We start from the raw sequence: 25,219 nt of genomic DNA, 5'->3' as shown, positions 1-25,219 counted from the left end.
GTCACTCCTGGTCACGAGGTGAGAGTGTTAGATAAGAAAGTCGCCACACTCCGCAAGCTAACCAGCGAAGGCCCAGTGACCATGAAAGAATGGCTGCAGAGGATGCAATTGCTGCACCGTTGATGCCCAGATACGGGATCAATGTCGCATTTGCAGCAACGGAAAGAACACCCGATGCAAAGAAGATCCAAGCCGTGCGCTTTTGATGTCCTTGCATATAAAGCGCTTGCATAGTTGCTCCGTTTGCGGCCACAGCCAGATTGGCAGCGCAGAGTATGAGCATCACCGGATAGGCTGGCAGATATTCTGGCCCCGCTAACAAGGTGATAATATCGTCTCCCCAGACTGCGAGTGCCACGAGAGCAAACAGGCCGAAGGCGATTGAGAAGAGAACACTTTTGCGAAGGTATCCTGAGATTTTCAAGGGAGCTGTCGTTCTATCTGCTGTCGCAAGATAGGGCGCATAAAGGTGGCCAATGGCTTGTACGCCAAATGTGACAAGCACTGATGCCTGAGCGGCGATTCGGTAAATTCCAGCCTCTTTTTCTCCGGCAAGCACACCCAGAAGTATCGTATCGATCTGGCGATTGAAGATCAGTAGTCCTGTTACAATCGCGAAGGGAGCGACGAGGTGTAGCCATTGACGACCACCCATACGGTTTTCTTTTGGGACGGGTAGCAGGTTGTGAAGATATGGGCGGGAAAGCAGCAGACTCATAACAGTGATAGCGATCGCGGCTGCGATATAGGCAGCAACAGCAAACATCCAGCCTTGCGCCTGCATTTGCTCCGTCAAAAGAAACGCTGTCGCCAAGACTAACAATGGCACAAGAACGGTTCCGACAAGGATCGCAGCGTTTGGCCGGAAGCTGCCTCGCAGGACCCCTTCCATCAAGCCCGTAAGGCACAGGAACGGAAGAGCCAGTGAGAAGAGTGCTACACTTACAACAAAGGCATTCGCGTTTTCACTCAATGCCACAACTGTCCAAAGACAAACGATCGGCACGCCTGCATAAAGAAGAGACAAGCGAAGTCCGGTTGCCAGCAGAGGTCCTGCCTGTTCAGCTCCACTTCGTTCACGAGCAATAGCCACATGCTTCGTGATCAATGTCGATGCGCCGTTTTTGATCGGGATTGCCAGCAACATTATTGTTGCGAGCCCGAACGCAAAGACACCAAAAGCCGAAGGTCCAAGTATTCGTGCCAGATAGATGGTCATGGCAGCACCGGCCAACGCCTCAGTGCCTTTGAGGGCCAGAACCTTGATGCCAGCCTGATGTCTGAGCAGGCGAGCGATCATAGCTGTCGCCCCTTTTCGGAACACCTGCACTGTGCTGACATTGGAGTGAAGTGCTGTATTTTCATTTTGATTTGCACGGGACTAGAAATATCTTTCTGGAATACGAATACTATCACCAGGACGCAAATAGAGCCGTGCACCCGTCAGGTTCACCGGTACTTCATAGTTGCTGCCAACTGGCCGAATGAAGATGTTGGATGTATTCGCGCGATAAGAATATCCGCCCGCAACAGCGATGGCGTCCTGAAGGGTTAGTCCGTTCTTATAGGAGTACTCTCCTGGCCGTGCGACTTCCCCCTGAATGAAGAATGGACGTGAACTGATAACCTCCAGGCTCACACGCGGCTCCTTCAGATAGCCATCTTTCAAGGCGGTGATGATGCGGGTTTCCAGCTCTTTCACACTGCTGTTGCCAGCGGGAATATCACCAATGAGAGGCAGATCGAGCTTCCCTTGATCATCGACAACAAACTCCCCTGAAAGATCAGGCTCTCCAAACACCATGACACGCAGTTTGTCGCTTGGCCCAAGGCGATACACCTCCGGCTGTGAAAAGACGCGACCAGATGCCATCTGGCTTTGCGTGTTATGTTCTGCGAACTCGCCCGAAGCGCAGCCCTGCAGAAGGCCAAGGATAACAAGACCTGTTAAGCCATTGAGCAGTTTTTGCTTCACACCAATTCCCTTTTCTTCTGTCTTACCTCTCTTTCGTCGTGCGCCTGGCGCGGTTGCGAACCAATGCGCGACAAGAAAGAGTAAGCCGATGATTTTACGTACCAAAGTTGATCTGGGCTGGACTTTAAAGGCCCTCTGAAACTCATATGTAACTGAGATTTTGACCTAAGCCGTTGCCTGCAAAATTGAGGTATAGTGATCAACCACTATTCTCTCATCAAAGGTCTGTTCAGCCTTTTTGCGCGAGGCATGCCCCATCTCATTTATCGCGGTCTCACTCATCAAAAGAAATTGCCGCATTGCAGTTTCAATTGATTGCGTGCTTCTTGGCTCACAGAGGAAACCATTCTGGCCTTCATCAACCACATCCTTACATCCCGGAATGGTTGTTGTGATGATCGGGCGACCCATCGCAGCGGCTTCAAGCAGCGACCTTGGTGTGCCTTCCCGATAGTACGAAGGAAGAACAACACAGTCGGCATCAGCTACAACTGGACGAACATCCTTTACTGATCCCAGATATTCAACAACGCCGTCGGCCGTAAGCGTCTTCATATCGTCTTCACTTAATGCACCGGCCTTTCCGGAGCCTGACGGCCCTAATAAGACGAAACGGGCATCGGGGAAGTTGGGAGAAAGCGCACGAGCCGCTTCAACAAACTCCAGAACCCCCTTCTCGCGCAGCATGCGTGCGACGAGTGTAAAAGTGCGGCGATGACTGTTGCCCGGAAGAGCGGTTGAGTGGAAACTCGTAAGATCGACACCTGACCCAGGCAAAAGACAGGCCTGCTCTTTGGAAATCAGCCCTGTTTTGACAAAAAAGGCAAGGTCTTCCGGATTTTGAAGGAAGACCCGTGGGCACCTGCGAAATGCAGATCGATAAAGCCCTTTGATCAAACGGGCAAACAGATCATCACGGTCAAAGACGCTGCCCATCCCGGTGATATTCGGGACAAACGGAATACCGAGCAAGCGCGCAGACAAGGCCCCGTAGATGTTGGGCTTGATTGTAAAGCCCAGTGCGGCATCAGGTCGATATCGTCGTGTAATCCCGAAAATTCGCAGGAGCAGCTTTAGTTCAGCAACAACGGAGGTGCCGGTGGCATCCATGGGGAGCTCGATGTATCTCACACCCATTTTCTTGAAATCTGGCGTGTAGTCATCGCGAGGGGCTGCTGCAATGAGCTCATGCCCTTCTCGCAACAACTGCTCAATCAAAGTACGCCGGAAGTTGATTAGTTTAAAGCTGCTGTTGGCAACAAGAAGTATTCGCATTTGTCTTGTTCAATCAAATAAACTAGGTATAACAACAAACCCACCTGCCCCTGCACCTCAACCATTCAGAGCGACTGAGTAACTCAAGTAACAAATTGGCTTCTGATCCATGCTGGCCTGCGCCGCAGAGCCTATGCACGATTGCTGTAAGATTAAATTTTTACTGAACATTCCCAGTGAACACTTGACACCCAAAGCAACCTAGGACGTAAATATTTTACAAAAAGCAATTAAGTCAATTCAATAAAATGATTTTGTAAAGTATTGTGAGGATTACGCAAATTGAAATCTAAATTAATAAATTACCATTACTATTTCATTCTAATTGTAGTAAATTAACTACTATATCACAGCGAATTTCTCTTAATATACGCCTCAAAAAATCAGCAGAATTGCTGCAAGATTCACCCTCCAGCGACCTACAGACACCCTTAAGCATTCGAACTCTCAGTATTCTAGGGGCTCAAGAACGTTTGTTTTCTGCCAAAAATTCCATACAATTTAACTGTATTGGATTTTAGGGAAATTTTATGAAACATCCCGCAATGTCATTAAAGTATAGGTTAGTTAAAATTTTCGCATAATCGCAGATTAGAATAGTTAAACTATTATACGCATATTCATAAATTAAGTTATGTGGCAATCTATATTTATCTAATTGACTTTATTACTTGGAATCAAATACCTACCCCAATTGAAATCAGATTGTGATTGGTAAGATTTCTATGAAAAATCTAACTAATGCGAAGCTTAGATCTGATTTTCTGTTGCGTTACTCAGCGACCTAGTTGCGCCTTTGCAGGGGATATAGGCAAAGCAAGACTGGTCTGCAGTATCGCTGACAGTTCGTGAGATAGCTCTTCTGAGGGTGTTGGGGGCTTGCTCAAATTGAGACCATGGCGGGATGAAGTATTTCTTTCCGTGAGCGACAGTAGTTAGAAGTGCACCATGATTAGAATATTCGATGTAGTCTTTAGTTTTGCTATCTTGCTGATTGTATCACCCATCATGATCTTGGTAGCTATCTTAGTACGCACCAGGCTGGGCAGCCCAATCATTTTCAAACAAGATCGTGCAGGACTGAACGGTGAGGTCTTCCAGATTTACAAGTTCCGGAGCATGACCGAGGAACGTGATGCATCTGGCAAGCTTCTTCCGGACGATCGGCGACTAACTTTGTTCGGTCGTATCTTACGCGCAACGAGCATTGATGAACTTCCAGGTTTCCTGAATGTTTTGAAGGGTGAAATGTCTGTTGTTGGACCACGTCCTCAACATGCTGGCTTTTTGAAGCATTATTCGAAGCGGCAGATGATGCGTCATTTTGTGAAGCCGGGAATTACTGGTTGGGCACAGGTAAACGGACGCAATAGCATCGATTGGGATTCCAGGTTTGAACTGGATGTTTGGTACGTCGAGAACAAGAGTTTTTGGCTCGACATGAAAATCATCTTCATGACCATGATCATCGTTCTGCGAAGAGAAGGTATTAGCGCTGCAGGGCACGCGACCATGCCTGAATTTCGCGGCAGCCAACTTTCAGTTTCGCAGAAAGACTGAGCTTTACGAGTGAAAAGAGTGGCTAGAAACCGCTCTTTTCCTCGGTGATGAGGTCAAATTCGTTCAAGCAATGCTCTAAGCATTCAGATGCTCAGAACAGCACTTTCATCTCATGAAGCACGACATAAACGCATCGAACCAATACGGGCCCTTCTCGTCGATCCAGGCCCGTCACAGAACAAAAAACAGCAGCGGAAAATGAGTTCCAATCAAATGTGTAGCGTAAAGATTTATCTGTTGTCCTTGGTGCTTGCATGAATGGCGCGAAATTCACTTTTGCAGCCTGCATGGCCGTCTCAGCTTTTGATGCTGCGGCGGCTTCAGACCTTTCCAGCGCTCTGTTGCAAAACGGAGGTGGGTACAGCCTCCGCTCGCACCCGGAATACAACGCTCATGGTATTCGGCATGCAAACTGGATTTTCATGCCATCACTGACCTCCGGCCTCTCTTTCGACAGCAATCTCTATAAAACAAAAGATCATCAAGAGAGCAGCATGGTGGGTCTCTTTGCGCCTGCACTTTCGATCAATTCTGAGATGTCGCGTCACCGCATCCACTTCGGCTTGTCCGGGCAACGTAAGCAGGCATTTTCTAATTCGGATGCCTCTACGCTGTCAGGTCGTGCTTCAGCTGGAGCGCAGCTTGAAATCCTAAAAGACTTTGCTTTAGACCTCGGTACCAGCATTGAATCAAGACAGTATGGGTTGGGTGATGCAGATGGTTCTTCAGAAGCAAAGCACGGCGTAAGACGTGATGCTTACTCGGCCTCTGCCCGGGTCTCAAAGGTTTTTAATCGCCTCAGGTTCATTGGTGGCGGTTCTGTAAATCATTACAACTACCATGACGTTGAAGCCAAGGATGGCAGGACCATCGATCAAGATGCACGCGATGGCACGCGGTATAATCTGCTTGGCAAAGTCAATTATGCCTTTTCGCCCGGGTTCAGCGCATTTGCCAGCGCGGAATTTGATGTTCGCGATTGGAAGGCAACTGGCACAGAAAATCGGGACTCACATGGTTTTGAATTTCTGACAGGCCTGGAACTGGATAAGCGCGGCAATCTGCACGGCGCTGCCGGTATTGGTTACCTCAGACAGGATTATGAACTGGGCAGCCGCGGAGATATCTCAACATATTCCTTCAATGTTGATGTGCAATGGATGCCCTCTCCGCTTCTGGTTGTAAACTTCGACGGGCGTCAAGCGGTGGAAGAGAGCTCACTTGACGGATATGTCAGCAAACTCACTTCAACCGCCAAAGTTTCGCTGGATTACGAGCTCCGGCGGAACTTTGTCATTTCACCGATTTTCTCTTTCAAACGTGAAGACTTCGCAGGCACTGACCGCCGCGACAATACACTTCGCGCGAGACTGGAAACAAAACACCTCATCAACCGCAACCTGAAGTTCGGTGCCTACTATGACTTTGAAACGCTCAAGTCTACTGAAGCTGCAAGCAGCTACAGCCGGCATCTGATAGGGATCAACGCAAGAGTAGAGTATTGAGATCCATGCAAAATTCCCTAGCATCGAATGCCACACCAGAAGACACAATCAATCTTCGACTGGTTTTTCAGTATTTGCGCAACTATTGGGCGCTGGTCCTAGGTGTCACTGGTGTTGTCACCATCCTTGGCGTCACTCTTGCGTTTTTTGCTGCGCCTAAATACACGGCAGTGACTTCTGTTTATATCGAGACACGCGCGGAAAATGTCGTTGATGTGAAAGCAATTCTCAGCGGGTTTGGCTCTGATAACAAACTTTTGCAAAGTCAGATTGAAATCATCGGGTCAAATGGGGTTGCAAAGCGCGTTATCAATGATCACGACCTGGAAAATTCAGCAGAGTTTCGGCAAGTTCCTTCTTATCTGGCGGAATTGTTTGCAAAAATTACCGGGGAACCTCCTGCAACAACCAGCCTTGAGCAACGAGTTCTCGACGGACTTCATGTTACTTTGAACCGTAATACAACTGTTGTTGACCTCTCCTATCAGGCAGGCACTCCAGAGATGGCAGCTCAGTTGGCAGATGGGTTTGCCGAGGCATATCTGGCTGACAAACTGGCGACCAAGTATGATTCAATTCGCCAGGCAAGTGAGTGGCTGAGCATCCGGCTGGCCGAGCTTGGTGTAAAGGTCCGCAGCTCTGAGCAAGCTGTTGAGCAATTCCGGAATGAGTTCAACCTGCAAATCGCTGGTGGCGGAACGATCAACGAAAAGCAGATCGCGACACTGAACCAGCAGCTCGTGTTTGCACGCACTAAAACAGCTGAAGCTCAGGCGAGAGTAGACCAGATTGAGAAAGTACTTGTTCGTGGTGGCTCTACGTCTTCTTTTGCCGACGCAGCTCAGTCAGCTGTGATCACCCAACTGCGCGCTAAAGCCTCTGAAGTGGAACGTAAGGAAGCTGCTCTTACCGTAAAATACAGCCATAAGCACCCAGCTGTGGTGAGTGTTCGCTCGCAGTTGACTGATCTTCGGGCGCAAATTGAGAAAGAGCTGCAGCGCATCGTGGACACAGCCCAAAATGAGCTGGCGGTCGCACAGCGACGCGAAGCTTCCATCGCAGGTAGTCTTGAAGAACTGCGTGATGTCACCAACACAGAAAATCATGCCCAAGTGTATCTGCGTGAGTTGGTCCGAGAGGCTGCAGCAAACAGAACTCTCTATGAATCTTTCCTTGCACGTCTCAAGGAAACTCAAGAATTTGAGAAAATGAACTCTGTCAGTAGCCGTATTTTGAGTCCTGCAGAGATCCCAAGCAATGCAAGCTTTCCCAACAAGAAACTCTTCCTTCTTGTCTCTGCAGTTTTGGGTTTAATCATTGGCACAGCACTTGCTCTTCTCATTGAGCAGTTCGACAACACGCTGAAGTCAAAAGAGGACGTTGAAAAGCGCATTGGCCTCCCCCTCTTCTCTCAGGTGCCATTGATTGATGGACATGCATCAGCTTCAAGGCTCAAAACTTTCTTCAGTTTTTTTGGAAGCAAACATGCAAGCACTGCACGAGGGGCTAAAAACAACGATGCATTGAGTAATGAGATCACTCATTTTGCATCAGCAAACCCACTGAGCCATTATGCAGAGTCTATTCGTGAACTGCGGTCACGGGTCAAATTCTCTCGTTTGGACAACCCAATCAAGACATTGTTGATTACCTCAGCTATTCCGGGAGAAGGCAAATCCACGATCTCACGCAATTTGGCTCACTACACTGCCAAGGCTGGTGAACGGGTGCTGTTTATTGATGCAGATATGCGACGTCAGATTTCTGCGGATGCACCGGGAGATCAAAAGGAAAAAAGCCTTGCGGATGTCCTGACAGGAAAAGTGACCTTTGCTGAAGCTACTAAACATGAAGAAGGCTCAAACCTTTACTACCTGCCGGCTCCAAGCCACAGGGAACTTTGGGAAACAGCTGAGCTGCTCTCTTCCAAAGCAATGAAAACGCTGCTGGATGGTGCAAGTAAGTCTTTTGATCTGGTCATTATTGATAGCCCGCCGACACTGCCATTGATTGACAGCCGCGTGCTTTCTCATGTTGTTGACGCGACCGTGCTGGTTGCCTCATGGAACCACACTGACGGCGGTTTAGTCGAGCAGGCAAAAGACCTCCTGGACCAAACACCTGGAAAAACACTCGGAGTTATTTTGAACAACTTCGATGTGAGCAAAGCCAAACTCAATAAGCATCAGGCTTCTTACGGGTATGGCTACTACAAGTGACTTGAGCTACTGAAGTAGTGAAACGACACGTTCTCTATGGTCTTGCACAACAGACCATAGAGAACGCTCTCGACTCTCCCAAACCGCGATTTATCAGTGCGTTATTAAGCAATCTTCTGCCACGCCAACCTACTACACATTGCGTCATAGCTTATTTGTGATGTAGGAAGCGCCATGCTCGGCTCTTATGATCAGGGGATGCACCTTGTCTGAACAAATCGAAAATGCGGCCAGAAAACTGGCTGATCTCTTTGACACTTCCAGTCCTCTTTTTCCAACGGCCAGCGGTTCGCCAAAAGCGTTTGCAAATGGCTTAGAGGATGCGCAAAAGCGCATTGAAGAGCGTTTTAATGCGTTATGCGAGCTGGCTGCATTGCTTGATCGCGAGACTGAAAAGAGTGACTTGGCACAGGGTGCCGCAATTGATCTGTTCCAGTGCTCCGGCTTTTTCTATCTGGCATTGATGCAATACTCTGAAAACCTACCAAACTCGCTGCTAATGGCAGGCTATGACATTTCCGTTGGCCGCATGCCTCCGGTTGTTTCAAAGGCTCTCAAGCATGTTTCCTTTACGATGAAGAGTGCTGTTGCAGAAGACATCACCTTTATGTGCCCTCACCTTTCTAACCTCACAGAAACAAGTGAGTTTGAAGGACGTGCGCAGGTGATTTTGGATAAAGTTCTGGCGCAAGCTATTGCTCGCACCGCTCATGCGATTTCTTCGCTGGAAGAAAACGAAAAGCTCGACGGTTATGAAGTCACTGAAGAAGATAATGCTCTGCGGTCACGTTGTCAGGTTTGTGTCGAGTTGCTTGCAAAACTCGTCAAGCATTCTGCCAAACCACGTGAGCATGCGGAACGCCTCAACGAGTTCCAGGCCTTCCTTGGCAACGCGTAAACGAGCTTGCTTGATCAAACCATGGGATTCCTCTACATCCCATGGTCACTATAGTGTTTCTTCTCAGTTTGCAGCTTAATGCACGCTTATTGAAAACGTCGGCTAGTTTTCGGCAGCCATAGTGGCATCGCATATAGCGTTTTCTAGGGCCCAGAGGCGGTCCTGCCCCCATATACCGGTGGTCCCGATGCGAAAGCTGGGCACACCCCAAAGTCCGAGCTTTGTGAGCTCCTTTCGGTTCTTCTCTGTTTTTGCGCGCCAGTCTTCATTATCGACCACCAGACGTGCCTGCTGCCAATCCAGACCAGCCTCTGAGAGGATGCGTGACAAACCTCTGTCAGTGCTTGCATCAACACCCTTCGCCCATACGCTGGTCATGAAGGAACTGCAAAACTCTCTAAGCTTGCCATTTTTCTCAGCAAAGTCGAGAAGTGAATAGCCTCGCTCGATTGCCGTTCCCAATGGGTCGCAAATTCGGCCAAATGGAATAGCATGCAAGCGGGCTTCGCGCGCAGCATCAGCCAATATGTATTTTCGCTTCATCGGTGGCACTGGTAGGCCACGCATGACCATAGGCAGGACTGGCCGAATATTAAGCGTTACTCCCTGCTGATCAGCTAGCGCGCATGTACGATCAAACGCCAGATAGGAGTATGGGCTCCGGAACGAGAGAAAGAAAGAAATCGCCATATGCGTTGGAGGTGTATCAGCATACTCTTTTTGCGTAACTGTTGGTGCTAAGTTGGAGGCAGTAGGCCCAAGTCCAAGTTCATGTAAACGATCCTGGAGATAGTGGAGCCGGTCGATGCCCCAGTACCATTCACCGCCATAATAGAAAGTTGCGCCAAGATAGTGCCCGTATTCTGCCAAAAGCGCATCACCACAGGTTTTGGCATGATCAGCCTTGTCACCGCTTCCTGAGGGCTGGATCTTCTCTCCAGACCACAATTTATTGCTTATTTCCAGAAGCTTGCTCACGTTAGTATCGTCGGCGAGCACCTCTGACATCAATATTTCTGCCTGAATTATTTGATCCTTATCCGGGGCATCAAAATGCCCGTGTGCAAGTCCGTAGTGTTTAGCAAGGAAGGTCGCGTCTGTTCGTGCGTACGCTTCCAGCGCAGACCTTTCGGGTACTGCCCAATCAGGCGGGCCTGAGATCAGATGGATCTTCATCGTGACTGCATAGAGCCTTTGAAAGTCCCCAAGTGCTTGTAGCGTCAGGTGAGCGTATGGATCTGCAACATGATGAAAATAGTGGACTTCATGCCCCTCACCGCGTCGGCTGCGTTGTTTTTCAAAGGAGCTGCGTTTGCGCTGCACTCTTGTTTCACTCGTAATGTATTCTGCAATTCTCGACTTTATTGCTGAGCGAAAAGACATTGAGACAGCTCCTCCATCCAAAAATGAGGTGCAACGTTAACCTGCAATTTCTTTTGCCGCAACGAGATGCTTGATAGGTCTCTGCGGTATCAGAGACGTATATTCGCATGTCGTAAGCCGCTGAGATCCGCTCTCACCCTGTCAAATCTTACGGGTTGTCGGATAATCTTTTCTCAGAATACGCTTCAAACGTCCATTATGTGAGAATCTCATGCAGGAACGTTTGATACAGCTGCTGGAATCTGTTGCTGGAGCCGCTAAGCCGGTCAGCGCGAACGACCTTGCGCAGATGACCAAGCTGCCTAGAGCCACGATCTATCGAAATCTGTCGTCTTTGCTCCAATGCGGTTTTCTGGATGAGGTGGAGGATGGCAAACGGTATGTCCTGGGTATCCGGTTCATCAAAATTGCCCTCACCGGAAAATCAGAGTCTCATGTCATCAAGGCTGTCTCTGCCATGATCCACCGGCTTGTGATTGAGCTTGGGGAGACGGCTTTTCTGGCGCGATATCGTGGTGGCCGGGTTGACCTCATCCATGTTGAACCGCCCAGTGATCCATCGATATCTTATATTTATCCGGGCCTTGGGGTCAGGCCTGCTCATGCATGTTCCTCCGCCAAAGCAATCGCTGCTTTTATATTGCCAGAGCTGCGTGATGAACTGCTGGAAACCGAGCGTGTTCAATTTACGCCTGACACTCTTATGGCCACCTCTGACATTGCAACAGAGCTGCAAAACGTACGGCGTGACGGGTATGCGCTTTGTGATGGCGAGATTGATGATGGTGTCACCAGCGTTGCCGTTCCTATCATGGTTGACCGGCTTGGAGCACTCTTCAGCATGGGTGTTGTCGGTCCCTCAAACCGGATAAAGCCCCGGCTTCACACAGATATTTTACCTCTGCTCAAAAAAGAAAATATACGCGCAGCAGCTGCCATTCAGCACTGCTCAATTGTTGATGCCGAAAGAGCAAATTTAGTGGCTCTTACCGGCGAGTTGGAGGCAATTCGAAATACTCATTAATTGATTTCTATGGGAGGATCTTATGAATAGAAGAGAATTTGGAGCACTGGTTGTTGCTGCTGCGGCTGCTGCCGGACCGTTTAGAGCTTTTGCAGATGAAACCTGTCAATCACCGTATATGCCCAAGATCACCGGACAGGAAGAATTCGTATATGTCTGGACATTAGGCGTTGAGGGCATGGGAGATGAGCAAGACAAGCTTGTTACCATTGATCTACGGCCAGACTCACCCATGCGCGGTCAGGTGATCAACAGTCTCTCCGTCGGTGGACGAAATGAGGCGCATCATGGCGGCTTCTCAGCAGATCGACGCTATTTCTGGACGGGCGGTCTGGATACCAATCGCATCTTCATTTTCGACGTGCACACCGATCCCTCAAAACCATCTCTGCACAAAACTATTGAAAGTTTCGTCAAGGATTCTGGCGGTGTTGTTGGACCTCACACTTTCTTTGCCCTTCCCGGCAGCATGATGATCACCGGACTTTCCAATGATGACGATCATGGCGGTCGCACTGCACTGGTTGAATACAATGATGCCGGCGACTATGTGGCCACTTATTGGATGCCAACCACCAGTGATATGCAGGGTGCCGTCGCTGTGGGAGATGCTGTTGCGGACGGCTACGGATATGACATTCGCGCGCTCATTCGCAAGAACATCATGTTGACCTCCTCCTTTACGGGCTGGTCAAACTACATGATGGATTTTGGCCAAATGCTGCAAGATACCGACGCGATGAAACGGTTTGGTAATACGATTGTTCAATGGGATCTGCATACTCGTCAGCCACGCAAGGTCTTCAATGTACCGGGAGCACCGCTAGAGATCCGCTTCCCGTGGGGGCCAAACGCAAACTATGCCTTTTCTACCACTGCACTTACTTCCAAGCTCTGGTTGATTTATGAGGATGACAGCGGAGAATGGCAGGCCAAGGATGTTGCCGATATTGGCAATCCTGCGGACATTCCACTTCCGGTCGATATCTCCATTGCGGCGGATGACCAGACACTTTGGGTCAACAGCTTCATGGATGGCAAAACACGGCTCTTCGATATTTCTGATCCGCATAACCCCTCTCAAATTTATGAGAAAACCATTGACCGTCAAGTCAACATGGTCAGCCAGAGCTGGGATGGGAAACGGGTCTATTTCAGCTCCTCTTTGCTTGCGAACTGGGACAAGAAGGGGGACGATGATGTGCAATATCTGCGTGCATACACCTGGGATGGGAAAGAGCTGATCGAAGACTTTGATATCGATTTTTACAAGCTTGGCCTTGGCCGAGCGCACATCATGCGTTTTGGCAGTTCTGAGCTCTATACGAGCTAGACCAAACTCGTTTTGGGGCAGCACGCGTGTTGCCCCATGCCTTTTTAATTCATTAGGTCTGATGCATGCGTGTTTTGAAAAAACTCCTCATTTTCAGTGGTGTTGCTGCAACACTTCCTGCACTCTGGTACACCTTGATAGCTGGGCAAGCTGCACCCACTCGCCCATTTGCGGATGTATTTACCCCTCATGAAGAGTTTCAATTTGATCCTCCTAAACCGGGTTCTTACACACTGAACCGGTTCAAGACAGTTCCAGATGGGCACGTTCTGGATGTAAATGGACAGAGGCATTCACTTGCAGCGCTGACCAAAGGCAAGATCAATCTGGTGAGTTTTGTCTATCTGATGTGCGGAGATGAGAATGGGTGTCCGATCGCCATGTCGACACTCTTTGAAATTCATGATGCCAGCCAAAAGCTCCCTGGATTGAGGGAGGACGTGCAGCTCATAACAATCAGTTTTGATCCTGCCCGCGATACGGTGGAGGCCATCAACTCCTTTGCATACCCCTTGCAAATCGACGCGAATGCCGATCAGAAGCTTAAATGGCACGTACTCACGAGTGCAGACCTGACTGATCTGCAACCTATTCTGGATGGGTTTGGTCAAGTCATTGATCGCTCAAACGATCAGGAGGTCATCAATCACCTTTTACGGATGTATCTGGTTGATCGAGAAGGTATTGTGCGTAACGTCTATGGCCTTGGAACCATCGACCCGAGGCTCCTGATCACTGACGTGGAAACGCTTTTACTGGAAGAAAGCAGGTCTTGATGCGCCAGTTGTTTCTTCCATATATAATTGCCAGTTTCCTAAATTGGGCAGTTAGCGCACACGCACAATCACAGTGTATCGCAGACGCACAAGATTGGTCTGAGACCGCTTTGAAACGAAGCCTCTCTGCTCCGCTCGGGCTTCCACCCGTCCTCCACCCGTACGACAATTCGCCTAGTGTTGCAAAGATTGAGTTGGGCCGGAAGTTGTTTTTCGATCGGCGTTTGTCAATCAATCGCACAATGTCTTGCGCCATGTGCCACGTTCCAGAACAAGGGTTCACCAACTGGGAACTGAGCACAGCCATTGGAGTTGAAGGGCGCAGTCTTAAGCGAAACTCACCAAGCATTTTGAATGTTGGCCACCTGAATGTGCTGTTTCACGATGGCCGGGATCATGCGCTGGAGACGCAATTCATCGGTCCATTGACCGCGCGAAACGAGATGGCAAATCCATCTGCGGGGTATGTTGTTACCCTTTTGAACAAACTTCCAGAATACGCATTGATGTTTGAAGATGCCTTCGAGGCTCAGGCGTCTCTCGACAGGATTGGGATGGCCCTTGGCGCGTACCAAAGGTCAGTGCTCGCGGGGAACAGCCCTTTTGATCAATGGCACTTTGGCGGTGATGAAGCCGCAGTCAGTGCCGATGTGAAGCGCGGTTTTCAGATCTTTACAGGTAAAGGAAATTGCAGTGCATGCCACTTGATTGGAGATGATCACGCTCTCTTTACGGATGAGCGTTTCCATGACACTGGATATGCTCAACTGCGTGACATTGAGCGTCAAAATCCCCCGACAAGCATTCCTGTTCAAGTTGCCCCCGGAGTGGTGCATGAAATGGCTTTTTCAAAGATCCACTCTGTCAGTGCAAAGCGAGAGGCGGATCTTGGACGTTATGAGGTGACAGAAGACCCAGCTGACAGATGGAGATTTCGTACCCCCTCACTGCGCAATCTTACTGTAACGCCACCTTACATGCACGACGGCCATTTCAGCACGCTTTCCGAGGTCATTGAGTTCTATAACCAAGGAGGCTCTCAGATAAGCAGCCAAGATCCGCGCATCCGTCCGCTTGGTCTTACAGGAGTTGAAATGCGAGACCTCGAAGCCTTTCTACAGAGCCTTACATCTCCTGATTTGGGCTGTCTGATCAGCGAAGCCAGAGTATCACCACCCGACAATCACTAGGGCGCAATAGTCTTAGTCACCCACAAACGCACTCTACTTCTTCCGCTTCAGCAGATCCTTCAGTTTCTGGCGTCTGGAAGTGTGACGACCGAGGATTTTTTCCAGATTGCCTACATGCTCACGCAGAGTTTTCATTTCGTATTTGACTTTGCGAATGCTGTTATCTTTCAGCAAGCGCAATACCTGATATACCGATGCACTCGCCTTATTGCGGATCCCATCAAACTCTGCCAAATCCGTCGCTTCACCAATCGTGTTGCGTTTCACATTGAGTAGGATGAGCTTCTGGCCAATTTCATCGATTTCTTTTTGATAGCCCGGTACTAGTTGTGAAGTTGCGAAGCCCATATGATGGGCTTCGTGTAGAGCATCCAGTGCCATCATAAGCAACTCAATGCTTTCTTCGCCATCATCCCATTTGCTATTCGCAAGGTGATCCTTTGCGGCGGCGGCGTGCTCTTCGGCTTTCTGGATTATCAAACCATAGTATTCAACATCAGATGCATCCAGCAAGTCCTTAGCATTTACCTTGGCCGTATCCAGAAGCTGGTCAGTTGCAGCTATCGCGTCCTCTAGGCTCCCTTTTCTCTCCTCGTTATCTGCCTCAAAGCTATCCTCACGTTCCAGCCCCAGTCCCAGCTCCTGTGCCAGCTCTTCGGATGGTTTTACTGTTTCCTCACCTGCGTTGGCCAGCTCACTTTCAGGTCCAGACTTTTTCTTCCCTGACTTGCGTTTCGGCCCTTTTGCGCCTTGCTTGTCGAGGATTTCTTCCAGCTTGTCGAGGTAGTATTGCAGGGTGTTCAGTGCAGCCTGAGCGCGTCGGATTTCGCCTTTGAGAAGGAAGTCTTTCGCTTCCAATGCAGTGCGGATACCGATGGAGTGATACTTGCCGTAGTTTGCGGCATCATCTTCATCCTTGATGGTATCAAGCAGTTTTTCCATATCGGCGAGGTCTGTGGTCACATCCTCGACTTCCTGTTCAAGTTCAGGAACTTGATCCGCGATTGCTACTCCAGAATCATGCCTTGATTGCAGAGCATCATTCACAACACGAAGCGCAAACAACTCAAACTCGGCTTTTTCGTAGTCGCCCTCATCCATCAACCGCTGTGCTGCTTCGGCGTGTTCTGCACCACGCAGTTGCATGGCCGCGAAGACTTCTTTGTCCATGCCATCTTTAATGTCGTCTTTCATAGCCTCAAACTCAGCCAGTCTTTCCTTACTCTCCTTGACTGTAGCACCGAGTTTTTCCGGATCTTTTGAAAGAGGGACAGCTTCCTGAAGGAGTTCAAGTAGACGATCCTGCTGACTTAGAATGTATGTACTTTCCTTATCAGGTCCGAAGCGATCACCTAAGTTGATCAGATCAAGTGCACGTTCGATCGCCTGAGTTGCGGAGCGCTCGCAGTCATCAAAAGCTGCTGCAAGGTGTTTGATGTTCTCCAGTTCCGGGCGTCGTTTCACAGTGTCTGCAATCTGCTGTCGATAGACTTCAAACCCTGCTGCAAAGCTTGTTTTCGCGTCTTCAAACAAGCCGGCATAACGTTCCTGCTCGTCTTCGACCGCTTTTACTGCGGAGGTTGCCAATGCATTGAGTTCCTGCCCTTCTACGTAATCCCTTCTTTGAAGCGCCCCTCTCAGCTGTTCTATCAAGCCTTTGGCTTCATTGTAGCATGTATCGAAGTCGGCGAAGTCCAAGCCCCAATCAGCATATTTATCAAGGCTGAGACTGACTTTATCGATGCGCTCCTCAAAATAATCGGCCCGCTTACCCAGGCCCTTCAGTTGAGAATTAACAAACTGTTCGCTGACATTCCGGATACCCTCCATAGAGCTATAGTAATTTTGCACTTCTTGTAACAGTTCTCTCATCTTTTCAGTGACTTTCACGAAATCAGCGCGCTCCACCCCTTGGGAGATCTTACGCAATTCTTCTACACTTCGATTTAAGCCTTCAAAGTAGTTATTAAACACTTCTTCAAAATCGCCCTTACAGAAAGGAAGCCATTTCTCGTAGGAAGCCGGAGCAATTTCGGCTAATTTGTTGGCGTCTTCTAAGATCTTCTCACTTCGCATTTTGAAAACAGCCGCTTCTGCAAGACCTTGAGCTTGATCATCCAGCTCTGCGTTGGCCAAGGCGATACCCGCATCGGCAAGAACATCCCGTAGCTTGATGTTGACTTCTCTAATTTTTAGGAGTTCAACTACCGCGGCTTTTCCGGCCTCTGCACCGACGAGATCCTCGACAGTTTTGAAGCCATTGAGGATTTCGGTCTCTAAGCCATCGTAGGCTTTCTTTAGGTCCGGGAAGTTTTCAACCCGTCCCCTTTGATTGGACGCATCCATGTATTCAGACTGAACATCTCCATATAGAAGCACAAGATCGGTGTGCTCCATTTCTCTTTGGCTCAAAGCCAGATCTGCGCTCTTGAGGAAGTTCTGACGATAGGCTTCGGCTTTATCCAAACGCTCTCGACCTACCACAAGCTCTTGATTTTCAATAGCAACCTTCAGCTCCGCAACATTATCCATTGCTGCGAGATAGGCGGCATCGAAGGTAGTTAGATCAACATCCCATCCGCGCACGTACTCGTGGATTTTGTAAATACCCTCGATAGCAGCGAGGTAGTATTTAGCGCCTGATGTGAGGCCGGACAGCTCGGATGTCATGATTTGCTTGCTGACATCAAAGGCATTTTCCATTTCGCAGTATGCTTTTTTGGCTTCCGAGAGAGGTATTCTTGCACTAGCAAGGAAGAGTTCCTGGTTTTCTCTCATTTTCGGACCGGGAGTTGTCATCTTGCCGGCGCCGAGTGTCCATTCGGTTGCTTCGCTCAGGTTGGAGTTGGCCTGCTCAAAAGCAGTTTGGAAGCGTTGGAGGTAATCACCCTCACAGAAGCGTTCCCAAACTTTATGCCCCTCTTTAACAGCGGTTTTCATCTGTTTGATTTCGTAGAGCAGCAGCTTTAACTCACTGGCAAACAAAACCAAATCTTCGTGATCCTGTTTTTCCTCCAGTTGCTCCTCGGTCGGGTTTTCCTCTATGACTTCCCATTCAGATTCATCTAGTTGCATGCCTTCTGGCTGCATTGGTTGTGGTGGGTTGGTGAGGAAGCTGTTGAGGTTGGTCATGGCTTGCTTCAGGTCAGCAAGCGCACTTAAGGCATCGGTGATGCGGCTTTGATTGATGTAATCGAGGGCTTCGTTTACGTAGCCTGTGGCTACCATTTTGTAGCTCAAGAACTCCCCGCGGAGTTCTTCATTTACGATAGCTTTAGCAACGTTTTCAAAGGATTGGACCCTCTCAGCCGCCTCTTTTACTTCCAGCTTAAGTCCTTCAACCTTTGCTGCGGTTTGGGTGCCTCGTTCGTAGGCTATTTCCAGGCCGCTGAGTGCGATATTGGAATTATCGATTGCATCGTCGGCTTCATCGTATTTCTTGCGTTTGAAGAGGATTTCGGCCTGATTGGCGTAGCTGGCGGCTCGCTCATATAGATTATCGAAAATTGCAGCTTCTTCTTTATCTTTAAAGATGTCGCCGCGATCATTGAAGTAGGTGATATCCTCGCGCAGCTTGTCCAGTGTCTGCGCGAACAGTTCAGCATTTTCTTCCTTGGTGGCCGCAGTTTTGACCGTATTAAGGTATTGAAGTTTCTTCACTTCTCTCTGCAATTCTGGGACGGCTGCCTGTCCATAGGCGATTTCCTGATTGGCTTCGCTCAGGTTTTCCTTTGCGATGGCAGTTTCAGCCTGACTGATGTGATTTTCCACTTCACCAACGACCAGATCAAATTTCTCCAGATACCGAATGTTTCTGTCATCCGTCTCAGCGAGTTTCACATACTCCTGACGGCGGGCAATCATTGGTGCCACTTGCCTTTGCAGGAGAGAAAGCTGTTCTGCTGCGATATCAATGGCGGATTGCGCCTCTATGGTGAGGCCGCGCATGGCAGACAGATCATGTTTGGCGCGTATAAGCTTGGTTTCTGCCGCTGTTACATCTCCTGACAGCAGATCATTTTGCGCTTCTGTAATGGCAGCACGAGCAGACTTATCCGCATCTTTGAACTGGGGCAGAAGACCGCTGCTTCCCTTGATGAGATCTTCCTGAGTGCGCAGTTCATCTGCTTCCTTCGTCAGCTCAATTGCATCGCCTGTAAGCACCTTCACTTCGCTTTGGTTGCCGCCCTCGTTCTGAGAGGTTTCTGGTGAGGATGCCAGGCTTTGCAGCATAACTTGCTGGAGCGCACTGAGGTGAACCTCAGCGCTTTCAATGGCTTTTACAGCCTCAATACCCTTGCCAGCGGATGTGGAGGCAGAAGCCTGCTTACAGTCCGCTATTACAGCGTCATACTCTTTTTCAAAGTCGCCCAACACTTTGGGATCATGTTCGATTTCAACTTTGCGAGCACTAAGCTCGGCGGCTGCAGTTTCTGTCGCCTGCACCCTGTCTTCGACGTCTTTTTTTGCTGTTTCCGTCTGCATTTGTGCTTTGGCCAGCACTTCTCTGAGGATTGCAAGATTGTTGGACGCAGCGAGCATATTTTGCTTAGCGGTCGCGACGCTACCGCCGTTCAGCGCTTTGTTCAGGTCTGTTAAGCGGTCGCAGGTTTGGCCGTAGACATCGTCCAGCCTTGATAGATCGACACCCCAGGCTTCTGCCGGTGTACGCTGCTTGTGCAAGTCATCCGTTTTCTTCTGAAGTTCGGCAGATAATCCCCTCATGCCTTCAAGGCTGATCTCCTGACCTTCCTTGAAGTTGGTCTGCATGATCCGGAGGTATTCTTCTCCGCGATCCATGAAGGCCTGCATTTTATCGAGATCGACGAAGCCCTTTTTGTCTGGCTTGTTCATGATATCATTGGCTTGCCTGATGTTGGCTTCAGCCAGCTGCTTGGCGTCATCAAGTACCTTTTTCGTGACGTCTTCAATGAACACATCGCGCCGTTTACCTGCTATATGTACTGCTTTAGCAAGCGACTTTAAGTTCCTGCTTGCTTTAGATAATTCTTTTTGGTGGAGCGCTTTTTGTACTGCAATATCTTTTAGATCAGGCTGTTCTGCTGCAACCTCTGGCGGTGTTTCCTGAGCTTCGGAGACAGCTACTTTTTCGTGCCCGTTTTCGCCATCTGATACCTGTTCGTCCTCCGGCACATCAAACTCGACATTGTATCCGACCTTGATTGCTTTCAGGACTTCATGTGCCCAGTTCTCGTGCTCTTGAGGGAGATCATTCTCAGGCATTTGGAAACTCCGAAGTTCGGTGAAACTGTTGTTTCGCACTCTATTTGCGTTGCGCATAATTATGCGTTGTCGCGCTTCGGATATGGGAAAATTCAAGTCTTTCGCTAAAAAATGCGTTGCGGATACTTGATTAAGTTAATGTAAGTTTAGATACAGCCTGAATCTGTATTTGAGGCAAGATTTAAATACGCAATATGGAGTGCCTTATGCGCAGTAAATTGGGCGGTGAGCGGCTTTGCGTTGGTTTGCGTTGGTTTGCGTTGAAATGTGAGCACGCAGACGCCTACATGAGCTAGCACTCCTGATAAAATGAATCGGGAATGCTATATAACCTACTGTTATAACAAGTTATTTATTTAGTTCTCATTCAAGAATTTTCGCCCAACTTCGGCAAACAAGGCTAAGTCGTTTGCTGCGTCGGTTAGCGTTGTTTCGTAAAACTCCCCGTCCTTTATCGCTTTATAGAAAGCATCCAGTTCAATCCGGAACGGATCTTCATAGGACGGGCCAATCACCTCTTTGGTGGTCTGCTCATCGGTTGATCGTGTGATACTAAGTTGTGTCGGTAGATTACGAATGTACGGTGTATCATAAGTCACCTGGTACCGCTCGTGCTGGGTCAACACTTCGATGCCTGCATCAAACTCAGCAATGTCTGAGATGACAGCTTCGTACAGCGCTGTGAAGTGACCATAATCAAACAGGACCATCACCGTCTCACCGCCATGCTGCTTGGCGTAGCTCACAGCCTTTGGCATGCCGAGCAGATCACGCATGGCAGAGAAGCTGTGCGAGGATAAACCGGTCAGCACCTGATAGGCGCGCAACTGATCTTCGCGGGCGTCCTGCCCCATGATCTCACGGAGCATGGACGAGGTGCGTTGTTGCCCTTCCTTGATAAGCTCCTGCGGTACGTCGCTACCGCGGACGACGGGTCTCGTCTGGCGGGTGAAGTATGGCGCTTCGCGGATGATATCGCGGATACGAACGTGGCGGATGTTTTCCAGATCGGGCATGCGCTCTTTCAAAGCCAGAAAGCTGCGGGAGTAACGGCGCATGTACCCGACGAACACGACACTGCTGCAGTGCTTTTGTTCTTCCAACAATGCTGGTATCTGGTGCTTATTGAGGCAGACCGGCTTTTCGATGAAGACGTGCTTGCCGGCTTTCATCGCCTCTGACAAGAGATCTGCATGCAAATGATCTGGTGTCAGAATAAAGATTGCATCCAGTGAACGGTCCGCAATCAGGTCTGAGGCCGCAGCATAGCCCTTTGCAACACCGTAGCGGTCTCCGATGTACTCCATAAGCTCGTTGGAGACATCGCTGATGGCCGAGATGGTGAACCGGTTATCATCTGCAAGGAGTGGCAGGTGCATCAACTGAGCGACTTCGCCCAGCCCAATAATTCCAACGGACAGTGACATTGTTCTTCCTCAGACTTACGCGAGTTTTGCAATATAGGTGAAGTTGCGGCGGGCGAGTTCCAGAGGTGTTTCACTTGCGTTTTCAGCGATATCTTGCTCAACAACAACTGGTCCCCGGAAGTCCCTTGCCCGCAGGACATCCATAACCGCCGCAATATCAACGGCTCCATCTGCAAGTGGGCACATGACACCTGCAGCCAGAGACGCAGGAACGCTGAGTTCGCCAGACAGAACGCGCGTGCGCACAGCTGGATCAACGTTTTTCAGATGCATGTAGTCAATGCGGTCCCACTTGCGCTGCATATACGCGAGTGGATCCTGCCCCCAAAACGCATGATGGCCTGTATCAAGGCACAGGTTGAGCGGTGTGTTCTGCAGCAGATCATCAATCTGCGCTTCCAGTTCAACGCATGTGCCGATGTGGGGGTGAAAACTCAGCGCAACACCGTAGGTCTCCGCAAGCATTGCATGTGCCTTTGTGAGGTCCTCATACATGTGATTGCGTGCAGCCCGTGTCATCACACCGAGCTGGTTTGATGGGTAGACGTTGCTTTCATCCATCACCACCAGATGCTTAGCGCCAAGCGATGACAGGAGCTTACCTTGTGCTTGCATGTCTTCATGAAACCGGGCGCTGGTTTCCGGCTGAGAGAACGTGTGCACATGAGTTGCACCGATCAGGGTGAGATCATGCTGGGCCAGCATGGGCTTGATGACCTCTATATCCTTTGGCAGGTAGCCGAGCGGGCCAAGTTCGGTCCCTTGGTAGCCTGCGCCTGCGACCTCTGCCAGATATTCCTCTGGCGCGTATGCGTTGCCTGTTGGATAACAGACGCCCCATGAACACGGTGCATTCCCAATCAACATGCCGTGCTGTCCTATTCCGTTACTATGTATATTGGATTGGAAAGAGCCCGGATGATGGGCTGTTCCAGTATGTCTTCCTCAGTGAGCCCCAAAGGAAGCTTTTTGCCTTTGAATGCACCCAGGAATTCTGCAAGCAGCTCTGTGTGGTTTTCGCGCGCAACGATCTCAGTTCGCAGGAATCCTGTGACTGGCTGATTGAAGGAAGTCTGCTGTTCGTCTTCGGTGAGGACGTCTTCTTTCCGCAAGCCTGTTGCATCCACCCAGCGCAACACATCCCCTTTGGCGCCCTTGATGTGTACGGAGAAGTTTGAGGTATCCTTGGACACTGCCTCGCCCATTCGCGCCAAGCCGGAGGTGAGCGACAGGTGCGGACCGTCTGGCCCTTCGGTCACATATCCAAGCCCAGCTTTCATAGCGCTCAGCACCGCTTGCTCGCTGAGTTCGTCCAGCCAGAGCACTGTTGTCGGGCGGGCGAGCACGAGCGGCCCTTCTGGTAAGAGCCGGTCAGGCTGATGGTAGTCGCTGCCGCCAACAAGGGAAATCTGATGTCCATCGCTCAGGCGCTTCTGATAGCGTGCCAGTGACACCCAATTATACATGAGCCATGCAGATTGCCAGACTTCCATGCAGTCGGTCTCTGGCAGCTCGTAAGTCCAGTCGATCGGCGGTTTGTCGTGATTGATAGAGAACAGACCACCGCGGTCATGGGCCGCTTTGGCGACGATGTGGGCGTGGTCTGGTTTCGTCATGCGGAAGTCGAGCCAGTCATCGATGCCGAATACATTGGCGTGACCGACTGCCGTGGTGACCTCCATGCCTCTTACAAAGACAAGGTCTTGCGAGGAGTGCGGATGGAAGTATCTGCGCTGGGTGGTGGTGTTGTGATCTGCGATGGCCAGAAAGTCCAGTCCTGCCTGTTTCGCAGCTGCGTGGAGCAGCTCAGGCGCGCCGCGTGCATCGGAATGAAAGGTGTGGCAGTGCAGATCTCCCTTGTACCACCCTGCCCCTTGGCGCACCGGATTGGGTGTGACGGGCTGTGGTGCAAGCTTTCTGGGTGCCTGATCGAAGGAGATGGTGAGCTCAACATCCGCACCATTTTCCGGCACTTTATAAAGACCCAGGATGATCTGCCATTTACCCGGTTCAATCTGGCCGTGCACGTAGCCCGGTGTGGCGTCATCCAGTGCGATGAAAAAGCTGTCGCGGGCGCCCCCGCTCCAGCCACGAAACCCCGAGATTGCCGGAAACGGCGTGATCTCGGGATCAAGGCATCCAAGATCGATGATACAATCCTTAGCCTTGGGGTAATTCAGCGACACGTCGAAACGTGTCGTTCCTTCCGGCACCTCAAATTCCAGATAGAAGTACGGATCAGCTGTCTGATCCGCCTTCGTGATGTGGTGCTGTAATTTGAGGTGGTCCAGAGTGTCACTCATCGTCCAGTGCCAATCTGTTTCCGTCGGTATCAAACAGCGAGATGTGCTGACTGGAGAAGCCGAGAGCCACATCCTCTGACAGGATGATGTCGTCATCTGTGAAGATGCGGGCTGTGAAGCGAGCAGCATCCGGGCGTTCAATGGTGACAAGCTTTTCCGCGCCCATGTTTTCATTGGCGAACAGCTTGCCACGTACCACGTTTTCAGCTTCTGCTGTTGCACGCAGGTGCTCTGGACGGACACCCAGTGTGATGTTGGGGTTGTTGGCAACAGCTTCTGCAAAGGAGCGCTGCATTGGGATGTCTGCAACATCCAGACCGTCAGCTTTGACCTTCAGCCTGTTGTCTTCCACCATTGCTTCCACTGGCAAAAGGTTCATAGGCGGGTTGCCGACGAAATTTGCCACAAAGGTAGTTGCTGGCTTGCGGTAGATTTCCATTGGGGTTGCGAACTGAACGATCCGTCCCTGATCCATAACCGCAACGCGGGTGGCGAGTGCCATGGCTTCGGCCTGATCGTGTGTGACGTAAACCGAGGTCATGCCCATGCTGTGTTGCAGGTGGTGTAGGAAGCCGCGTGCTTCCAGACGCAGTTTTGCATCAAGGTTGGAGAGCGGCTCATCAAACAGGTAGACCTGACTTGGGTTGACCAGTGCACGAGCAAGTGACGTGCGCTGTTGCTGACCACCTGAAATCTGCGCTGGCAAACGATCTAGAAGATGGCCGATCTTGAGAACATCAGCGACTTCCTGCGCACGTTCGCCGCGGGTTGCTTCATTCTCACCACGAACTTTTAGCGGATAAGCGATGTTCTGGCTGATGTTCATGTGCGGGTAGAGTGCGTAATCCTGAAACACCATGGAGATTTTGCGGTCGCGGGGATGCAGGCCAGTTACATCTTTATCACCGATATAGATGCGGCCACTGGTTGGTGTTTCCAGCCCTGCAATCATGCGCAAGCTGGTGGTTTTCCCGCATCCGGAAGGGCCAAGCAGGCAGATGAACTCGCCGTCATTGATCTCAAAGCTGGCATTGGAGACTGCATTAAAATCGCCGAAAGACTTGGTGACGTTTTGAAAGGAGATAGAAGCCATTTTTGTTCTTCCGA

17 protein-coding genes are annotated in these 25,219 nt (G+C 50.0%); 8 read left to right on the top strand and 9 right to left on the bottom strand.

Annotated elements, in window-relative coordinates:
* Position 1: 1 nt before the first annotated feature.
* The 3 genes from BM231_RS22185 to BM231_RS22175 all read right to left on the bottom strand — a co-directional run bounded on the left by BM231_RS22185 (position 2) and on the right by BM231_RS22175 (position 3,250).
* The gene (locus BM231_RS22185; RefSeq protein WP_093522965.1) at positions 2 to 1,300 is read right to left on the bottom strand and encodes an oligosaccharide flippase family protein; all 1,299 of its coding nucleotides are present in this window, start codon (positions 1,298 to 1,300) and stop codon (positions 2 to 4) included.
* An 81-nt stretch (positions 1,301 to 1,381) separates the two neighbouring features.
* Positions 1,382 to 1,975, bottom strand: a complete 594-nt coding sequence (locus BM231_RS22180; RefSeq protein ID WP_208860569.1) for a polysaccharide biosynthesis/export family protein — start codon at positions 1,973 to 1,975, stop codon at positions 1,382 to 1,384.
* A 165-nt stretch (positions 1,976 to 2,140) separates the two neighbouring features.
* On the bottom strand, positions 2,141 to 3,250 hold the full coding sequence (locus BM231_RS22175) for a glycosyltransferase family 4 protein (RefSeq protein ID WP_093522963.1): 1,110 nt from the start codon (positions 3,248 to 3,250) through the stop codon (positions 2,141 to 2,143).
* Positions 3,251 to 4,198: 948 nt separating this feature from the next.
* Between BM231_RS22175 and BM231_RS22170 the strand changes: the two genes are divergently transcribed.
* The 4 genes from BM231_RS22170 (at position 4,199) to BM231_RS22155 (ending at position 9,432) form a co-directional block, all read left to right on the top strand.
* A complete protein-coding gene (locus BM231_RS22170; protein WP_063311033.1) occupies positions 4,199 to 4,810 on the top strand; it encodes a sugar transferase in 612 nt (203 codons plus the stop codon).
* A gap of 254 nt (positions 4,811 to 5,064) precedes the next feature.
* Positions 5,065 to 6,315, top strand: coding sequence for an outer membrane beta-barrel protein (locus BM231_RS22165; RefSeq protein ID WP_093522961.1), 1,251 nt, complete (start codon positions 5,065 to 5,067; stop codon positions 6,313 to 6,315).
* Between the two features lie 5 nt (positions 6,316 to 6,320).
* Entirely contained in the window at positions 6,321 to 8,534 is a 2,214-nt protein-coding gene (locus BM231_RS22160; RefSeq protein WP_093522959.1) for a GumC family protein, read from the top strand.
* Positions 8,535 to 8,739: 205 nt separating this feature from the next.
* Positions 8,740 to 9,432, top strand: a complete 693-nt coding sequence (locus tag BM231_RS22155) for a hypothetical protein (protein ID WP_208860568.1) — start codon at positions 8,740 to 8,742, stop codon at positions 9,430 to 9,432.
* 102 nt (positions 9,433 to 9,534) lie between these two features.
* Here BM231_RS22155 and BM231_RS22150 read toward each other — a convergent pair whose 3' ends face one another.
* Complete coding sequence (locus BM231_RS22150; protein WP_093522955.1) at positions 9,535 to 10,815, bottom strand: 2-hydroxychromene-2-carboxylate isomerase; 1,281 nt, start codon at positions 10,813 to 10,815, stop codon at positions 9,535 to 9,537.
* A 211-nt stretch (positions 10,816 to 11,026) separates the two neighbouring features.
* Between BM231_RS22150 and BM231_RS22145 the strand changes: the two genes are divergently transcribed.
* The 4 genes from BM231_RS22145 to BM231_RS22130 all read left to right on the top strand — a co-directional run bounded on the left by BM231_RS22145 (position 11,027) and on the right by BM231_RS22130 (position 15,138).
* A complete protein-coding gene (locus BM231_RS22145) occupies positions 11,027 to 11,839 on the top strand; it encodes an IclR family transcriptional regulator (protein WP_093522953.1) in 813 nt (270 codons plus the stop codon).
* A gap of 22 nt (positions 11,840 to 11,861) precedes the next feature.
* Complete coding sequence (gene mtoX / locus BM231_RS22140; protein WP_093522951.1) at positions 11,862 to 13,172, top strand: methanethiol oxidase; 1,311 nt, start codon at positions 11,862 to 11,864, stop codon at positions 13,170 to 13,172.
* 65 nt (positions 13,173 to 13,237) lie between these two features.
* On the top strand, positions 13,238 to 13,948 hold the full coding sequence (locus tag BM231_RS22135; RefSeq protein ID WP_093522949.1) for an SCO family protein: 711 nt from the start codon (positions 13,238 to 13,240) through the stop codon (positions 13,946 to 13,948).
* Between the two features lie 110 nt (positions 13,949 to 14,058).
* Positions 14,059 to 15,138 carry a cytochrome-c peroxidase gene (locus BM231_RS22130; protein WP_208860567.1) on the top strand — a complete coding sequence of 360 codons (1,080 nt, stop codon included), beginning with the start codon at positions 14,059 to 14,061 and terminating at the stop codon, positions 15,136 to 15,138.
* A 33-nt stretch (positions 15,139 to 15,171) separates the two neighbouring features.
* On the opposite strand, the gene BM231_RS22125 is transcribed toward BM231_RS22130, so the two are convergent.
* From BM231_RS22125 to BM231_RS22105, 5 genes are all read right to left on the bottom strand, one after another.
* Entirely contained in the window at positions 15,172 to 20,382 is a 5,211-nt protein-coding gene (locus BM231_RS22125; RefSeq protein WP_093522945.1) for a coiled-coil domain-containing protein, read from the bottom strand.
* A gap of 356 nt (positions 20,383 to 20,738) precedes the next feature.
* A complete protein-coding gene (locus tag BM231_RS22120; RefSeq protein WP_093522943.1) occupies positions 20,739 to 21,809 on the bottom strand; it encodes a Gfo/Idh/MocA family protein in 1,071 nt (356 codons plus the stop codon).
* 15 nt (positions 21,810 to 21,824) lie between these two features.
* Positions 21,825 to 22,676, bottom strand: coding sequence for a sugar phosphate isomerase/epimerase family protein (locus BM231_RS22115; RefSeq protein ID WP_093522941.1), 852 nt, complete (start codon positions 22,674 to 22,676; stop codon positions 21,825 to 21,827).
* Positions 22,677 to 22,687: 11 nt separating this feature from the next.
* Entirely contained in the window at positions 22,688 to 24,112 is a 1,425-nt protein-coding gene (locus BM231_RS22110; RefSeq protein WP_093522939.1) for a CehA/McbA family metallohydrolase, read from the bottom strand.
* Entirely contained in the window at positions 24,105 to 25,205 is a 1,101-nt protein-coding gene (locus tag BM231_RS22105; protein ID WP_093522937.1) for an ABC transporter ATP-binding protein, read from the bottom strand. The genes BM231_RS22110 and BM231_RS22105 overlap by 8 nt, the downstream gene beginning before the upstream one ends.
* Between the last annotated feature and the right edge of the window lie 14 nt (positions 25,206 to 25,219).

The organism is Pseudovibrio ascidiaceicola (assembly GCF_900114245.1).
Lineage (GTDB): Bacteria > Pseudomonadota > Alphaproteobacteria > Rhizobiales > Stappiaceae > Pseudovibrio > Pseudovibrio ascidiaceicola.
This window is presented reverse-complemented; position numbering and strand designations above follow the sequence as displayed.

What these genes read in the sequence shown, in the direction of transcription:
- BM231_RS22145 (WP_093522953.1), top strand. Translation starts at nt 11,027, where the DNA reads ATGCAGGAACGTTTGATACAGCTGCTGGAATCTGTTGCTGGAGCCGCT.
- BM231_RS22165 (WP_093522961.1), top strand. Translation starts at nt 5,065, where the DNA reads ATGAATGGCGCGAAATTCACTTTTGCAGCCTGCATGGCCGTCTCAGCT.
- BM231_RS22135 (WP_093522949.1), top strand. Translation starts at nt 13,238, where the DNA reads ATGCGTGTTTTGAAAAAACTCCTCATTTTCAGTGGTGTTGCTGCAACA.
- BM231_RS22185 (WP_093522965.1), bottom strand. Translation starts at nt 1,300, where the DNA reads ATGATCGCTCGCCTGCTCAGACATCAGGCTGGCATCAAGGTTCTGGCC.
- BM231_RS22150 (WP_093522955.1), bottom strand. Translation starts at nt 10,815, where the DNA reads ATGTCTTTTCGCTCAGCAATAAAGTCGAGAATTGCAGAATACATTACG.
- BM231_RS22175 (WP_093522963.1), bottom strand. Translation starts at nt 3,250, where the DNA reads ATGCGAATACTTCTTGTTGCCAACAGCAGCTTTAAACTAATCAACTTC.
- BM231_RS22125 (WP_093522945.1), bottom strand. Translation starts at nt 20,382, where the DNA reads ATGCCTGAGAATGATCTCCCTCAAGAGCACGAGAACTGGGCACATGAA.
- mtoX (WP_093522951.1), top strand. Translation starts at nt 11,862, where the DNA reads ATGAATAGAAGAGAATTTGGAGCACTGGTTGTTGCTGCTGCGGCTGCT.
- BM231_RS22120 (WP_093522943.1), bottom strand. Translation starts at nt 21,809, where the DNA reads ATGTCACTGTCCGTTGGAATTATTGGGCTGGGCGAAGTCGCTCAGTTG.
- BM231_RS22170 (WP_063311033.1), top strand. Translation starts at nt 4,199, where the DNA reads ATGATTAGAATATTCGATGTAGTCTTTAGTTTTGCTATCTTGCTGATT.
- BM231_RS22115 (WP_093522941.1), bottom strand. Translation starts at nt 22,676, where the DNA reads ATGTTGATTGGGAATGCACCGTGTTCATGGGGCGTCTGTTATCCAACA.
- BM231_RS22160 (WP_093522959.1), top strand. Translation starts at nt 6,321, where the DNA reads ATGCAAAATTCCCTAGCATCGAATGCCACACCAGAAGACACAATCAAT.
- BM231_RS22110 (WP_093522939.1), bottom strand. Translation starts at nt 24,112, where the DNA reads ATGAGTGACACTCTGGACCACCTCAAATTACAGCACCACATCACGAAG.
- BM231_RS22105 (WP_093522937.1), bottom strand. Translation starts at nt 25,205, where the DNA reads ATGGCTTCTATCTCCTTTCAAAACGTCACCAAGTCTTTCGGCGATTTT.